This window comes from Caballeronia sp. Lep1P3 (assembly GCF_022879595.1).
GTDB lineage: Bacteria > Pseudomonadota > Gammaproteobacteria > Burkholderiales > Burkholderiaceae > Caballeronia.
The window spans coordinates 437,804-452,131 of the sequence record NZ_CP084265.1; the positions used below are offsets into that span (position 1 = coordinate 437,804).

The 14,328-nt window shown below is 63.9% G+C and carries 13 protein-coding genes; 4 read left to right on the forward strand and 9 right to left on the reverse strand.

From position 1 onward, the window contains the following. Positions 1 to 288 precede the first annotated feature (288 nt). Positions 289 to 1,881, forward strand: a complete 1,593-nt coding sequence (locus LDZ27_RS02095) for an APC family permease (protein ID WP_244815101.1) — start codon at positions 289 to 291, stop codon at positions 1,879 to 1,881. Positions 1,882 to 1,946: 65 nt separating this feature from the next. Here the strand turns inward: LDZ27_RS02095 and LDZ27_RS02100 are convergent, their stop codons facing one another. From LDZ27_RS02100 to LDZ27_RS02130, 7 genes are all read right to left on the reverse strand, one after another. Beyond that, positions 1,947 to 2,732 carry a class III extradiol ring-cleavage dioxygenase gene (locus tag LDZ27_RS02100; RefSeq protein WP_244815102.1) on the reverse strand — a complete coding sequence of 262 codons (786 nt, stop codon included), beginning with the start codon at positions 2,730 to 2,732 and terminating at the stop codon, positions 1,947 to 1,949. 96 nt (positions 2,733 to 2,828) lie between these two features. Further along, positions 2,829 to 3,428, reverse strand: a complete 600-nt coding sequence (locus LDZ27_RS02105) for a UbiX family flavin prenyltransferase (protein WP_244815103.1) — start codon at positions 3,426 to 3,428, stop codon at positions 2,829 to 2,831. Positions 3,429 to 3,446: 18 nt separating this feature from the next. Continuing rightward, complete coding sequence (gene grxD, locus LDZ27_RS02110; protein ID WP_035509911.1) at positions 3,447 to 3,758, reverse strand: Grx4 family monothiol glutaredoxin; 312 nt, start codon at positions 3,756 to 3,758, stop codon at positions 3,447 to 3,449. Between the two features lie 75 nt (positions 3,759 to 3,833). Beyond that, complete coding sequence (gene prmC, locus LDZ27_RS02115; RefSeq protein WP_244815104.1) at positions 3,834 to 4,670, reverse strand: peptide chain release factor N(5)-glutamine methyltransferase; 837 nt, start codon at positions 4,668 to 4,670, stop codon at positions 3,834 to 3,836. Continuing rightward, positions 4,667 to 5,749, reverse strand: a complete 1,083-nt coding sequence (prfA, locus tag LDZ27_RS02120) for a peptide chain release factor 1 (RefSeq protein ID WP_244815105.1) — start codon at positions 5,747 to 5,749, stop codon at positions 4,667 to 4,669. Before prfA ends, prmC begins: the two co-directional genes overlap by 4 nt. 97 nt (positions 5,750 to 5,846) lie before the next feature. Then, a complete protein-coding gene (gene hemA / locus LDZ27_RS02125; RefSeq protein WP_244815106.1) occupies positions 5,847 to 7,130 on the reverse strand; it encodes a glutamyl-tRNA reductase in 1,284 nt (427 codons plus the stop codon). 169 nt (positions 7,131 to 7,299) lie between these two features. After that, positions 7,300 to 8,112 carry a galactosyltransferase-related protein gene (locus LDZ27_RS02130; protein WP_244815107.1) on the reverse strand — a complete coding sequence of 271 codons (813 nt, stop codon included), beginning with the start codon at positions 8,110 to 8,112 and terminating at the stop codon, positions 7,300 to 7,302. A 300-nt stretch (positions 8,113 to 8,412) separates the two neighbouring features. Between LDZ27_RS02130 and LDZ27_RS02135 the strand changes: the two genes are divergently transcribed. The 3 genes from LDZ27_RS02135 to LDZ27_RS02145 are packed head-to-tail and all read left to right on the forward strand — an operon-like array spanning position 8,413 to position 11,211. After that, positions 8,413 to 8,685 (forward strand): hypothetical protein, encoded by a 273-nt coding sequence (locus LDZ27_RS02135; protein ID WP_244815108.1) that lies wholly within the window; start codon positions 8,413 to 8,415, stop codon positions 8,683 to 8,685. Positions 8,686 to 8,735: 50 nt separating this feature from the next. Beyond that, positions 8,736 to 10,565 carry an aminopeptidase P family protein gene (locus LDZ27_RS02140; protein ID WP_244815109.1) on the forward strand — a complete coding sequence of 610 codons (1,830 nt, stop codon included), beginning with the start codon at positions 8,736 to 8,738 and terminating at the stop codon, positions 10,563 to 10,565. Positions 10,566 to 10,587: 22 nt separating this feature from the next. Next, positions 10,588 to 11,211, forward strand: coding sequence for an HAD family hydrolase (locus LDZ27_RS02145; protein WP_244815110.1), 624 nt, complete (start codon positions 10,588 to 10,590; stop codon positions 11,209 to 11,211). A gap of 19 nt (positions 11,212 to 11,230) precedes the next feature. Here the strand turns inward: LDZ27_RS02145 and LDZ27_RS02150 are convergent, their stop codons facing one another. Beyond that, entirely contained in the window at positions 11,231 to 12,355 is a 1,125-nt protein-coding gene (locus LDZ27_RS02150) for a DUF748 domain-containing protein (RefSeq protein ID WP_244815111.1), read from the reverse strand. A 141-nt stretch (positions 12,356 to 12,496) separates the two neighbouring features. Continuing rightward, complete coding sequence (ettA, locus tag LDZ27_RS02155) at positions 12,497 to 14,164, reverse strand: energy-dependent translational throttle protein EttA (RefSeq protein WP_244815112.1); 1,668 nt, start codon at positions 14,162 to 14,164, stop codon at positions 12,497 to 12,499. Positions 14,165 to 14,328 lie beyond the last annotated feature (164 nt).

The following is a 14,328-nucleotide window of genomic DNA, read 5'->3' on the forward strand; positions in this document are numbered from 1 at the left end:
TTTCGCGGTCAAATAATATCCGACCACTTTGAGGGGGTTTTTTGAGACGACGCCGCCCTTTCTTACCGATGCCGAAACCTTCACTGCTTCATGCCCGCGAAGCCGTCAGAAATGCGTGTTTGCGACAGCGAAGCGCTGCATTTCAAAGGTGCAACCGTTAAACTACGCGCCTCGTTGCGAAGGGTTGCACCGGAGCCGCTGGCTCGCCGGAACATGACCGGCACCCCCGCGCAGGCGGCCGCTTAGCCGAGTTCGACTCGCGGGCGACGCGAGACATTGGAGAAGAGAGTGAAGAGTTCGATACAGAGAAATATTGGGCCGTGGCCGCTCATGCTGACCGGCCTTGGGTCGATCATCGGTTCGGGGTGGCTGTTCGGCGCGTGGAAGGCGTCGCAGATCGCCGGGCCGGCCGCCATTTGCGCGTGGGTCATCGGCGCGATCGTGATCCTCGCCATCGCGCTGACTTATGCCGAACTGGGCGCCATGTTCCCCGAATCCGGCGGAATGGTGCGCTACGCGCGGTATTCGCACGGCGCGCTCGTTGGCTTCGTTGCGGCGTGGGCGAACTGGATCGCCATCGTTTCGGTCATTCCGATCGAAGCCGAGGCGTCCATCCAGTACATGAGCACGTGGCCGTATGAATGGACACATGCGCTTTTCGTCAACAAGACGCTCACGACGAGCGGGCTTGCGCTGTCCGCGCTGCTGGTCATCGTCTACTTCATGCTGAATTATTGGGGCGTGAAGCTCTTCGCGCGCGCGAACACGGCCATCACCGTCTTCAAGTTCGTGATTCCCGGTGCGACCATCGCGGGCCTCATTTTCACCGGATTCCATGCCGAGAACTTCGGCACGGTATCGAACTTCGCGCCCTACGGCTGGCCCGCCGTGCTGACGGCGGTGGCGACGAGCGGAATCGTGTTCAGCTTCAACGGCTTTCAAAGCCCGGTGAACCTGGCGGGCGAAGCGCGTCATCCGGGCCGCAGCGTGCCGTTCGCCGTCGTCGGTTCCATCCTGCTCGCGCTGGTCATTTATGTGCTGCTCCAGATCGCGTATATCGGCGCGGTGAATCCGAGCGACGTGATGCAGGGCTGGCACCACTTCCACTTCGCGTCGCCGTTCGCGGAACTCGCGCTCGCGCTCAACCTGAACTGGCTCGCCGTGCTGCTTTACGTCGATGCATTCGTCAGCCCGAGCGGCACCGGCACGACCTACATGGCGACGACCACGCGCATGATTTACGCGATGGAGCGCAACAACACGATGCCGAAAATCTTCGGCAACGTGCATCCGCTCTACGGCGTGCCGCGCCAGGCGATGTGGTTCAACCTGATCGTCGCGTTCATCTTCATGTTCTTTTTCCGCGGCTGGGACACGCTCGCAGCGGTGATCTCGGTGGCGACGGTCATTTCCTATCTGACCGGTCCGGTGAGCCTGATGGCGCTGCGCCGTTCCGCGCCCGATCTCGACCGTCCGCTCCGCCTGCCGCTGATGGGCGTGATCGCGCCGTTCGCGTTCGTCTGCGCATCGCTCGTGCTGTACTGGGCGAAGTGGCCGCTGACCGGACAGATCATTCTGCTGATGGTCGTCGCGCTGCCGGTGTACTTCTACTTTCAGGGCAAGACGGGCTTCGCCGGCTGGGGCCGCGACCTGAAGGCCGCGTGGTGGATGATCGGCTATCTGCCGTCGATGGCGGTGATGTCGCTCATCGGCAGCAAGCAGTTCGGCGGCAGCGGACTGTTGCCGTATGGCTGGGACATGGCGGCAGTCGCCGTGATGGCGCTGCTGTACTACTACTGGGGCGTGCACACCGGCTATCGCTCCGAGTATCTCGACGAGCGCGAGAGCCACGACGACATTCTTCACGAAGTCGGCGCGTAACCCTTAGCGACACCGTCTGAAACGAAGCCCGCCCGAGCGATCCGGCGGGCTTCGTCGTTCTGGCGCTACGCGTCCGAGAAGACGTAGTGGGTCATCGCGAGCGCGCGCTGGAACGTACCGAGCGATTGAACGCCGAGCCGGTAATCGTCGGCGGCCGCGCCGAGCGCGCCGAACACCGGCAGCAGATGTTCGTCGGTCGGATGCATCAGCGCGGCGTGCGGCGCGCGGGCGCGATAGTCGAGGAGAGCGTCGATGTCGCGAGCGGTCAGACGCGCTTCGAACCAGTCGGTGAATTCGACGACGCGCGCATCGCCGTCCTCGGGTCGCGCGGCGAAATCCGCCATGCGCAGGTTGTGCGTGATTTGCCCCGAACCGACGATCATCACGCCGTCATCGCGCAACGCGCGCAGCGCGCGGCCGACGCGAAAGTGATGCGCGGCGTCGAGGCGCGGCTGAATCGAGAGCTGCGCGACAGGAATATCGGCGGCGGGAAACATCAGAAGCAGCGGCACCCAGGCGCCGTGATCCAGCCCGTGATCGGCCGTCGCACTGGCGATGCCTTGTTCATCCAGCAACGCGGCCGCGCGCCTCGCGACATCCGGCGCGCCGGGCGCGGGATAGCGCAGTTCATAGAGCGCGCGCGGGAAGCCGTAAAAATCGTGGATCGTCTCGGGCTGCGTCGCGACGCTCGCCACCGGGTGCGCCGTGCCCCAGTGCGCGGAGAGCATCAGAATCGCGCGCGGGCGCGGCAGCGTTGCGGCAAGCGAGGCGAACTCGGCGGACGGCATCGACGGATCGATCGGCAGCGTCGGCGCGCCGTGGGAAAGGAAAACGCTGGGAAGTCGGTTCATGGCAGCGCCTGCGAAAGGAATGCCACCAATGTAAAGCGCCTCGCCGCGTAGATAAACGGCGGCAGCGGCAATGGATTGTGTCCGCGTTGTTGCGAATCAGTCGGTTTCGCCGCGCATGCCTTGCCACGCAGTGGCGACCGGCTGCGCGATGCCGAATAGATCGATGACGCGCGCGACGGTGTGATCGACCATTTCGTCGATCGTCGCCGGCTTTTGATAAAACGCGGGAAGCGGCGGAAAGATGATGCCGCCCATCTCGGTGACGGCTGTCATATTGCGCAGATGCGCGAGATTGAACGGCGTTTCCCGCACGAGCAGCACGAGCCGGCGACGCTCCTTCAATACGACATCGGCGGCGCGGGTGACGAGATTGTCGGAAAAGCCGTGCGCGATGCTCGCGAGCGTTCGCATGGAGCAGGGCGCGACGACCATCCCGTCCGTGGCGAAGGAACCCGACGCGATGCTCGCGCCGACATCGCGCACGTTATGGACGACATCCGCGAGCGCGTGGACCGCGGCTTTGTCGAGGTCGAGTTCGTGCTGAATGTTGAGCCATCCGGCGCTGGACACGAGCAGATGCGTTTCGACGCCGCCCATACGACGCAACGTCTCGAGCAGACGCACGCCGTAGATCGCGCCCGTTGCGCCGGTGATCGCGACGATCAGCCGGCGCTTTGCGGCAGCGTTCGCTTGCAAGATGACTTGCGACAGGACTCAGGCAGCGGCGAAGAGCTGCTGCAGTTCGCCGGACTGATACATCTCCATCATGATGTCCGATCCGCCGATGAATTCGCCCTTCACATAAAGCTGGGGAATGGTCGGCCAGTTCGAGAATTCCTTGATGCCCTGGCGAATGGCGTCGTCTTCGAGGACGTTGACCGTCATGATCTGATCGGCGCCACACGCCTTCAGCACCTGAATCGCGCGGCCCGAGAAGCCGCACATCGGGAATTGCGCGGTGCCTTTCATGAAGAGCACGACGGGATTTTGATCGACGATCTGCTTGATGCGTTCTTGCGTATCCATAGCGTTCCTGCGTGAATGTCGAAAGGGACTAAGTGTTCGAAATGATAGCGGATTTCGCCTGGCCGGGCGTTTCGCTCAAGCCCCGAGCCGCCCGCCGCTGATGCGCTCGATGCCCGCGAGATCGCGTATCGAGCGCACGGCCGTGAAGCCGCGCGCGTCGAGCCATTGCCGGACGGCGGCGGCCTGATCGTAGCCATGCTCGATCCAGAGCGCGCCGTTTTGCGTCAGCAGCGACGGCGCGGCGTCCACGATGACGCGAATCGCCGATAAACCGTCCGCGCCATCGGTGAGCGCGCCGCGCGGCTCGAAACGCAAATCGCCTTGCGCGAGATGCGGGTCGTCGTGCGCGATGTACGGCGGATTGCTGACGATCACATCGAAGCGCAGCGACGCATCGAGTTGCGCCGCCCAGTCGCTTTCGACGAACGTCGGCGCGCCGCCCGTGCGCGCTGCATCGAGCAGGGTGCGCGCATTGCGCCGCGCGACAGCGAGCGCGTCGGGCGAGCGGTCCACGGCCCAGACGCGCGCATCGGGCCGCGCGTGCGCCATCGCAACGGCGATCGCGCCGGTGCCGGTGCCGAGATCGAGCACGCGCGCGTTCGGTGTATCGGCGATGGCGTCGAGCGCGGTTTCGACGAGCAACTCCGTTTCCGGGCGCGGAATGAGCACATCGGGCGTCACGGCGAATTCAAGTCCGAAGAATTCGCGCTTGCCGATGAGTTGCGCGATCGGTTCGCCCGCCACGCGCCGCGCGGCGAGCACGTCGAACTGCGCGACGGCGGCGGCATCGAGCGTTTCGTGGTCACGCGTGATGAGTTCCGTGCGCCGCCAGCCGAGAACGTGCGTGAGGAGAATGCGCGTCTCAAGCGCCGGCAGCGGCGACGCCCGCAGCACGTCCGCCGCCGTGGTCACTCCGTTTCTCCGAGCGCCGCGAGCAGCTCCGCCTGATGCTCGGAGACGAGCGCGCCGATCAGCTCGTCGAGATCGCCGTCCATGATGTATTCGAGCTTGTAGAGCGTCAGATTGATGCGGTGATCCGTCATGCGCCCTTGCGGGAAGTTGTACGTGCGAATGCGCTCAGAGCGGTCGCCGGAACCGATCAGACTCTTGCGCGTCGCGGCTTCCTTCGCATGCTGCTCGTGGTACTGCTTGTCCTTGATGCGCGCGGCGAGCACCTTCAGCGCGCGATCCTTGTTCTTGTGCTGCGAGCGGTCGTCCTGACATTCCACGACGATGCCCGTCGGCAAGTGCGTGACGCGCACGGCCGAATCCGTCTTGTTGATGTGCTGCCCGCCCGCGCCCGACGCGCGGAACGTGTCGATGCGCAAATCCGCCGGATTGATCACGACTTCGCTGATTTCGTCGGCTTCGGGCATCACGGCGACCGTGCACGCGGACGTATGGATGCGCCCCTGCGTTTCCGTCGCCGGCACGCGCTGCACGCGATGTCCGCCCGATTCGAACTTGAGCCGCGAATACGCGCCCTGTCCCGCGAGCCGCACGATCACTTCCTTGTAGCCGCCGAGATCGGAGACGCTTTCGGACATCGTTTCGGCGGTCCAGCGGTTGCGTTCCGCGTAGCGCAAATACATGCGCAGCAGGTCGCCCGCGAAGAGCGCCGATTCGTCGCCGCCCGCGCCCGCGCGAATTTCGATGAAGATGTTGCGGTCGTCGTTCGGATCTTTCGGCAGCAGCATCATCTGAAGATCGCTTGCGATCTTCGTCATGCGCTCGCGCGCCTCGCCGATTTCCTCTTCGGCGAAATCGCGCATCGACGGATCGGCGAGCAGTTCCTGCGCGGTGGCTTCGTCGGTGAGCGCCTGACGCCAGAGCGCGTACTGCTCGACGATCGGGCTGATTTCCGCGTGTTCGCGCGTGAGCTTCCGGTACTGGTCCATGTCGGACGTCACGTCTTCGCGACTCAGCAGGTCGTTGAGATCGACCTGCCGTTTTGCAAGCTGGTCGAGCTTGCTTTGCATGCTGGTTTTCATCGGGCGGAAATGGAGCGGTCGGCTCCGGGAAAGACTACGAATCGGAAGGCTGCCGCGCGTGGCGCGCAAGCCTTTGAGAATAGCAGAGGGAAGTAACCTAACGGTCCGACGAACCGTGCCGGTAGAAGCCGCTCATCAGGTCGATGAGCTGATCGCGTTCTTCGCGGCTCGCGCGGTTGAGTGCGTGCGTGGGGCCGTGAATCAGCTTGTTCGTGAGCGATTGCGACAGCGCTTCGAGCACGGCGGCGGGATCGTCGCCGCGCGCGAGCATCTTGCGCGCGCGCTCGACTTCCGCGCGGCGCAGCGCGTCGGCCTGCGTGTGCATGTGACGGATCACCGGCACGATGCTGCGCGCATCGAGCCATTGCATGAAGTTGGCGACGCGCGTTTCGATGATCGCTTCGGCTTGCGCGACGGCCGCTTGCCGCGACGCGTTGCCTTCCCGCACGATCGCGCCGAGGTCGTCGACGGTGTAGAGGAACACGTCCTGCAAGTTGCCGACTTCCGGCTCGATGTCGCGCGGCACGGCGAGGTCGACCATGAAGATCGGGCGATGCCGGCGCGCCTTCACCGCGCGCTCGACCGCGCCGAGCCCGATGATGGGCAGCGTGGACGCCGTGCACGACACGATGATGTCGAACTCGTGCATGCGCGCGGGCAACTCGGAAAGCGGAATGGCGCGGCCGTTGAAGCGCTCGGCGAGCTTTTCGCCGCGCTCGGCCGTGCGGTTCGCGACGACCAGCTCACGCGGATTCTGCGCGGCGAAGTGCGTCGCGCACAGTTCGATCATTTCGCCCGCGCCGATGAACAGCACGCGCTGGCCCGACACGTTCTCGAAGATGCGCTGCGCGAGACGCACGGCGGCGGCGGCCATCGAGACGGATTGCGCGCCGATTTCGGTAGTCGAGCGGACTTCCTTCGCGACCGCGAACGTGCGCTGGAAGAGCTGATTCAGGTACGTGCCGAGCGCGCCGGCCTCGGATGCCGTGCGGACCGCGTCCTTCATCTGCCCGACGATCTGCGTTTCGCCGAGGACCATCGAATCGAGGCCCGACGCGACACGAAACGCGTGGCGAACCGCTTCGGACTGCGGCAGCGCATAGACGTGCGGCGCGAGTTCGGAAATCGGCAGATTGTGGTACTTCGACAGCCACTGAATGGCGGCGTCCCGCGCGGCGGCGTCGTCCGTCGCGCAATACAGTTCGGTGCGATTGCAGGTGGAAAGAATGGCCGCTTCCGGCGAGGCTTTCGCAAGCGGGCCGAGCCAGACGTCTTTCAGCGCGGAGAGCGCGGGCTTGATCTGTTCGAGCGGAAACGCCACGCGTTCGCGCAAAGCGACAGGCGCAGTGTGGTGGTTGATTCCGATCGTGAGGAGCTGCATGAAATTATGCGTTGGCCTTGAGCCATTGGCCTTTCAGATAGCCCGATATTATAGCGTTTTACGAATTCGTTCATTTATAGGCGGCATTCGGGGACGGACCGCGCGCTGCGCGGCGGCCATCGCATCGAAAAAGCGCGATCGACGGCCGCAACGATCGACCGCAGCGGCTTCAGTCGAAATATCTTGCGAGTTCCGCCGCGCGCGCTTCGAGTTCGGGCAACGACAGCGCGTGTGTTTCCGCGGCGGCTTCGACGTTGCGTTGCGCCGCTTCGATGGCGGCGTGCCGCGAAGTCGAGTCATGGTGCAGATGAAAGAGCGAAGCCTGCGTCTCCCGCAGCGAGTGCCACCGCACGCCGAGCCGCGATGCGCGCGTGAGCAGGTCATCGTCTTCGCCGCCCCAGCCGATGAAGCGCGGATCGTAACCGCCCACGCGCCGATATTCGGATCGCTTGATCAGAACGATGGCGCCCGGCGTGTTTTCGTAAAGCACCTGCATGTCATCCGGTAAATCGGCATCGACATACGGGTTCAGTAAATCGTAATTGCCCGAATCGATAAAATCTTTCCGATAATCGCCGGTGATATTAATCACGCGCAGAAACGGACATAACGCGTCACTGTTTTTCCCTTCCTTGAGCGCGTTCACAGCCAGCGGAAGAATTTCGGGATTCGCAACCATGTCCGCGTCGTAAAAACAAATGACTTCGCCGGTGCACATGCGCGCGCCGAGATTGCAGAGTTTCGCTTTCGGAAAAGGCCCGCTGTCGGGAACGAACAGATGCCGGATATTTTCGTCGCCGATGCCGGACCAGTGGAAGGTGGGCGTGGCGTCGGCCTCGATGAGATAGACGATGTAGTCCGAATAAGTCCGGTGCAGATGGCGCAGCACGCCGCGAAGATTGTCTCGCCGTTCCTGCGTGGCGCCGCGGTAGGTCATGATGATCTCGAGACCGCCGAGGGAAATACGTCTGCTTTGGCTCATGATGAATTGCGTCCGGTTGAGAGCCGATTCCAAACGCGCGCCGCCAGAAAGTGAGTTTAAGTGAACGCGAATACGCTTTGTCTTCTGACAATCGGAGTCGGCTTAAAACTTTGGAGTTGCTAGGGATTTTCAGAGTTTAACATTCGGCGTGCGTATCTTTTTTAAGGATATTCGTAGATGTCATTCTGAGAATCGACGCCTATACGCAATGGCCGGGCGCTTGCCATCGCTAACCTGGCCCCCTAAACTCATCCGCTGGCGCCCGGCGCCATTTGTTTTCAATACCTGGAGCACGGCGCGGTGAACTGGTTAGGCTTGATCTTTCTCGGCGCGGTGATCGGCGCGGCAGGCTGGTGGTTGCATCCGCTGCGGCGCGCCCGGCGCACCGGGCATGGCGCAGCCGGGCGCGTGTGGGCCGCGATTGTCGCGGGCATGCTCGCCACTGTGGTCGCGCGCATGCTCGGCAATATCGTGGATGCGTATCACGACGGCGAGACGCTCGAATGGTTCGCCTGTACGCTCTTCGCGCTCGTCGTCGTCACGGCGACAGTCGGGCTGGCCGCGCGCCGCTGAGCCTCACGCGCTTTCCCGCATTCTTATTCGGCACTCAAGGCAGGTGATTCATGAACGATCGCATCGCAGATTCCGCCATTCCCGATCCCGCGACCTTCTCCCGGCGCATCGCCACGCTGCGCGAACGCATGACGGCGGACGCCATCGACGCCGTGCTGGTTCCGTCGGCGGACCCGCATCTGTCCGAATATCTGCCGGAGCGCTGGCAAGGCCGGCAGTGGCTGTCGGGCTTCACAGGCTCGGTCGGCACGCTGGTCGTGACGAAGGACTTCGCGGGCGTCTGGGTCGATAGCCGCTACTGGACGCAGGCCGAAGCGCAACTCGCGGGCACCGGCATCGCGCTCATGAAGATGATGGGCGGCCAGCAGACCGCGCCGCACGTCGACTGGCTCGCGGACAATGTGCGCTCGGGCGGCGTCGTCGCCGTGGATGGCGACGTGCTCGGCGTGGCGGCAGCGCGCACGCTCGCCGATGCGCTCGCCGCTCGCGGCATTGCGCTTCGCACGAACGGCGACGTGCTCGAACACGTTTGGCCCGTGCGTCCCGGCCTGCCGGACGCGCCCGTCTACGAACACGCGGCGCCGCACGCCACCGTGACCCGCGCCGAGAAGCTCGCGCAACTCCGCGACGCGATGCGCGCGAAAGGCGCGCAGTGGCATTTCATCTCCACGCTCGACGATCTCGCCTGGCTCTTCAATCTGCGCGGCGGCGACGTCAGCTACAACCCGGTGTTCGTCGCGCACGCACTCGTCAGCGCGGACGACGCCACGATTTTCGTTGCGGACGGGAAAGTTTCCGAGGCGCTTAAGGCATCGCTCGCGCGGGACAACGTGCGCGTCGCGCCTTACGCGGATGCGGCGCGGACGCTCGCGGCGCTACCCGGCGACGCGACGCTTCTCATCGACCCGCGACGCATCACGCACGGCCTGCTGGAGAAGGTTCCCGCGACGGTGAAGATCGTCGAGGCGGTGAATCCGTCGACGTTCGCGAAGTCGCGCAAGACCGCGGCGGAGGCGGAGCATATCCGCGCGACGATGGAGCAGGACGGCGCGGCGCTCGCCGAATTCTTCGCCTGGTTCGAAGGCGCGCTCGGGTGCGAGCGCATCACGGAACTGACGATCGACGAGAAGTTGACGGCGGCGCGCGCGCGGCGGCCGGGCTTCGTCACGCTGAGCTTCGGCACGATTGCGGGCTTCAACGCGAACGGCGCGATGCCGCATTACCGCGCGACGCAGGCGTCGCATTCCGTGATCGAAGGCAACGGGCTGCTGCTGATCGATTCCGGCGGCCAGTATCTGAGCGGCACGACGGACATCACGCGCGTCGTGCCCGTTGGCGAGATCACGGCGGAACACAAGCGCGATTTCACCGTCGTGCTCAAAGGGACGATGGCGCTCTCGCGTGCGCGCTTTCCACGCGGCATTCGCTCGCCGATGCTCGATTCCATCGCACGCGCGCCGATCTGGGAAGCGGGCGCGGACTACGGACACGGCACCGGCCACGGCGTCGGCTACTTCCTGAACGTGCACGAAGGCCCGCAAGTGATTTCGCACTACGCGCCCGCCGAGCCCTGGACGGCGATGGAAGAGGGCATGATCACGTCGATCGAGCCGGGGATTTATCGGCCGGGGAAGTGGGGAATCCGCATCGAGAATCTGGTGCTGAACCAGAGCGCGGGCAAAACCGAATTCGGCGACTTCCTCTCGTTCGAAACACTCACGCTGTGCCCGATCGATACGCGCTGCATCGACCTTTCGCTCTTGCGGGAAGATGAGCGCGCATGGCTCAACGCGTATCACGAGACGGTGCGCCGGCGCGTGTCGCCGCATGTCGAGGGCGCGGCGAAGGCGTGGCTGGAGAAGCGGACCGAAGCGATTTAACGCAGCCACGGAGCAATTGACCATGACCATCCAGGCAGTCGTATTCGACTTCGGCGGCGTGCTGATCGACTGGAACCGCGAGTATCTCTACAAGCAGCTTATCGCCGACGAAACCGAGCGCCGCTGGTTCCTCGACAACGTCTGCAAGATGGAATGGGTGGTGCAGCAGGACGGCGGCCAGAGCACCGACGAAGGCACGGCCGAACTCGTCGCGCTCTATCCGCAGCACGAAGCGCTGATTCGCGCGTTCTATGCGCGGTGGCACGAGATGGTCGCGGGCGTGCTCGAAGACGGCGTCGCGCTCGTCGAACGGCTCGACGCCGCGCGCGTGCCGCTTTTCGGCCTCACGAACTGGTCGGCTGAGACGTTTCCCTATGCGTGGGAGCGCTTCGACGTGCTGCGCCGTTTCCGGGAGATCGTCGTGTCGGGGCGCGTGGGGCTCATCAAGCCCGATCCGCGGATCTTCGCGCTGATGCATGCGGAAATCGAAAAGCATCATCCGGGCGTTCGGCCGCACGAACTCGTGTTCATCGACGACAACCCGGCGAACGCCGAAGCCGCCACCGCGCTCGGATGGCACGGCGTTCATCACACGGGCGCGCTGCAAACGGAAGCAAAACTGCGCGCGCTGAACGTGCCGATCTGAGGCTTTGCAACCGGCAACGCTACTGTCCGAGCAAGTTCTTCAGCGCGTTGCCGATTCCCCGCACCGTTTCCCCCGCGCCTTTCGCCACGCCTTCCGCGCTCACGCCGAGCGCTTTCGCGAAGCCGGCGGCGAGCTTCTTCGACAGACTTTCCGACAGCGAGAACTTCGGATCGCGCATGTCGCCGTCGAGGACGAAATCGAGCTTGATCTCGTTTTTCCGATCCTTGAGCGCGGCAATGGCGGCCTTCGTCGGAATGGAAAGAAACGTGTCGAGCGGACTGTCGCCGTCGCTGATCTGCAAATGGTTGATCGTGAGCGAGCCGGGCGCGTGAATGCGGTAGTTGTGCACGGTCGCGTCGACAGTCATGTCGATGGTGCCGCCCGTGACGGCGGCTTTCGCGCCCGCTTTCTTCAGCAGATACGGATCGAGCGTCGAAATATCGACGCTCTTGAGCGTCGCGCGCGTCTGCGAATCCTTATTCGCGATGACCATCCAGCCGCCCCACGAAACGGCGCCCGTATGCGACGGACCTTTGATCGAGCCGTTCATCGCGAGCGTTGTGCGGTCGGTGAGCGCGGGCAGATGCAGATGATCGACGCTCGCGCGCGCATCGCTGATAAGCACGCGATACGGTGGCTTCTGCACCGACGCGTCGAAGAATTCCATCGCGCCGCGCTCGAACGAGACGCGATCGATCAGCTTCTCTTCCTGCGCGCGTGCGGCGGCCCGGTCGTCCGGCGTCGCGTCGGCGGTGCGCGCGGTTTCCTTGAGGCCCGGCAGCATGCTGACGCGGCCATCGGCGGAGCGCACGATCGACAGATAATAGTTGTCGACGCTCACATTGCGCAGATGCACGCGATTGGACAACGCCGCGCGCATATCGACATCGAGCACGATGCGTTCGGCGCGCAGCGCGTCGCTCGCGGGCCAGTCCTGCGGGCCGCGCAGACGAACGCGCGAAAGCGTGACCTGGCCGAAACCGACATCGATTTCATCGATGGAGCCGTTCGGCCCGAGCGTCTCGCGGATGCGCTCTTTCATCTGATGCGCCACGAAGAACCAGCCGCCGACGACGAGGACGGCCATCGCCACGACGATTCCGACTGCCCACAGCGCCATTGGCCGCGCGCGCGATGCCGCCATCTGTTTGCGTCTCCTTCTGGACGAGCGTTAGGCCGTATCGTCGGCGTAGAGGGCGCCAAAAAGAAAAGGCGACCGGTCCTACACGGTCGCCACTTTTACGCCTGATGTCGGTGCGCGCGCCCGCATTGAGCGCGCTTTCGCTCAGCGCGTGATCGGCTTGTAACGCAGACGCTTCGGTTTCGCGGCTTCTTCGCCGAGGCGCTTGCGCTTGTCGGCTTCATATTCCTGATAGTTGCCGTCGAAGAATTCGACGTGCGAATCGCCTTCGAACGCGAGGATGTGCGTCGCAATGCGGTCGAGGAACCAGCGATCGTGCGAAATGACCATCACGGAGCCGGCGAATTCGAGCAGCGCGTCTTCGAGCGCGCGCAGCGTTTCGACGTCGAGGTCGTTCGACGGTTCGTCGAGCAGCAGCACGTTGCCGCCCGCGATGAGCGTCTTCGCGAGATGCAGCCGGCCGCGCTCGCCGCCCGACAGATTGCCGACGAGCTTCTGCTGGTCGCTGCCCTTGAAGTTGAAGCGGCCGATATACGCGCGCGACGGCGTTTCGTATTTGCCGACCGTCAGCACGTCCGCGCCGCCGGAAATTTCCTCGAAGACGGTCTTGTCGGCGGCGAGCGCGTCGCGGCTCTGATCGACGTAGGCGAGCTTGACCGTCGGCCCCATGACGATTTCGCCCGAATCCGGCTGCTCCTTGCCGGTCAGCATGCGAAAGAGCGTCGATTTACCGGCGCCGTTCGGACCGATGATGCCGACGATCGCGCCGGCCGGAATCTTCATGCTGAGGTTGTCGATCAGCAGGCGGTCGCCGAACGACTTGCTCACGTTCTTGAACTCGATGACTTCGTTACCAAGCCTGTCGCCGACCGGAATGAAGATTTCCTGCGTCTCGTTGCGCTTCTGATATTCCTGGCTGTTGAGTTCCTCGAACCGCGCGATGCGCGCCTTCGATTTCGCCTGACGCCCCTTCGGATTCTGGCGCACCCATTCCAGTTCCTTCTTGATGGCCTTCTGACGCGCGGATTCGCTCGATTCTTCCTGCTTCAGGCGGTCTTCCTTTTGATCGAGCCAGCTCGAGTAGTTGCCCTTCCACGGAATGCCGTGGCCGCGGTCGAGTTCGAGGATCCATTCGGCGGCGTTGTCGAGGAAGTAGCGATCGTGCGTCACCGCGACGACGGTGCCCGGATAGCGCGTGAGGAACTGTTCGAGCCACTCGACGGATTCGGCGTCGAGGTGGTTGGTCGGTTCGTCGAGCAGGAGCATGTCGGGCTTTTGCAGCAGCAGCTTGCAGAGCGCGACGCGACGCTTTTCGCCGCCCGACAGATGTTCGATCTTCGCGTCCCACGCGGGCAGGCGCAGCGCGTCGGCGGCGACTTCGAGCTGTTGCTCGGGACTGCCGCCATCGCTCGTCGCAAGGATGGCTTCGTACTTCGCTTGCTCGGCGGCGAGCTTGTCGAAGTCGGCATCCGGCTCGGCGTAGGCGGCGTAGATTTCATCGAGCTTCTTCTGCGCCTGGAAGACATCGCCGAGACCTTGCTCGACGGCTTCGCGCACGGTCTGTTGCGGATCGAGTTGCGGCTCCTGCGGCAGATAGCCGATGTTGAGGTTGGGCATCGGCTGCGCTTCGCCTTCGATGTCCTTGTCGACACCCGCCATGATGCGGATGAGCGTCGACTTGCCGGAGCCGTTCAGTCCGAGCAGGCCGATTTTCGCGCCGGGAAAGAAGGAGAGGGAAATGTCTTTCAGGATCTGACGCTTCGGCGGCACGATCTTGCCGACGCGGTTCATGGTGAAGACGTATTGGGCCATGGGATGAATGTGTGTGACGGTCGGAAAATGACTGAGCGCCGTGCGCGAAAGGCGCGCGGTCCGGCACTCGACGGTGTTCGTCGGCGTGAGATGGCGTGAAATGGCGCACGGGATTGCCTGCCATTGTACTTCGGGCCTGCGTCGCGGATTTGCGCGGCGGATTT

Bases quoted from the DNA above. Each gene is read 5' to 3' on its own strand.
- grxD (WP_035509911.1), bottom strand. From the start codon at position 3,758: ATGGATACGCAAGAACGCATCAAGCAGATCGTCGATCAAAATCCCGTC.
- hemA (WP_244815106.1), bottom strand. From the start codon at position 7,130: ATGCAGCTCCTCACGATCGGAATCAACCACCACACTGCGCCTGTCGCT.
- LDZ27_RS02130 (WP_244815107.1), bottom strand. From the start codon at position 8,112: ATGAGCCAAAGCAGACGTATTTCCCTCGGCGGTCTCGAGATCATCATG.
- LDZ27_RS02140 (WP_244815109.1), top strand. From the start codon at position 8,736: ATGAACGATCGCATCGCAGATTCCGCCATTCCCGATCCCGCGACCTTC.
- prfA (WP_244815105.1), bottom strand. From the start codon at position 5,749: ATGAAAACCAGCATGCAAAGCAAGCTCGACCAGCTTGCAAAACGGCAG.
- LDZ27_RS02150 (WP_244815111.1), bottom strand. From the start codon at position 12,355: ATGGCGGCATCGCGCGCGCGGCCAATGGCGCTGTGGGCAGTCGGAATC.
- LDZ27_RS02145 (WP_244815110.1), top strand. From the start codon at position 10,588: ATGACCATCCAGGCAGTCGTATTCGACTTCGGCGGCGTGCTGATCGAC.
- ettA (WP_244815112.1), bottom strand. From the start codon at position 14,164: ATGGCCCAATACGTCTTCACCATGAACCGCGTCGGCAAGATCGTGCCG.
- LDZ27_RS02100 (WP_244815102.1), bottom strand. From the start codon at position 2,732: ATGAACCGACTTCCCAGCGTTTTCCTTTCCCACGGCGCGCCGACGCTG.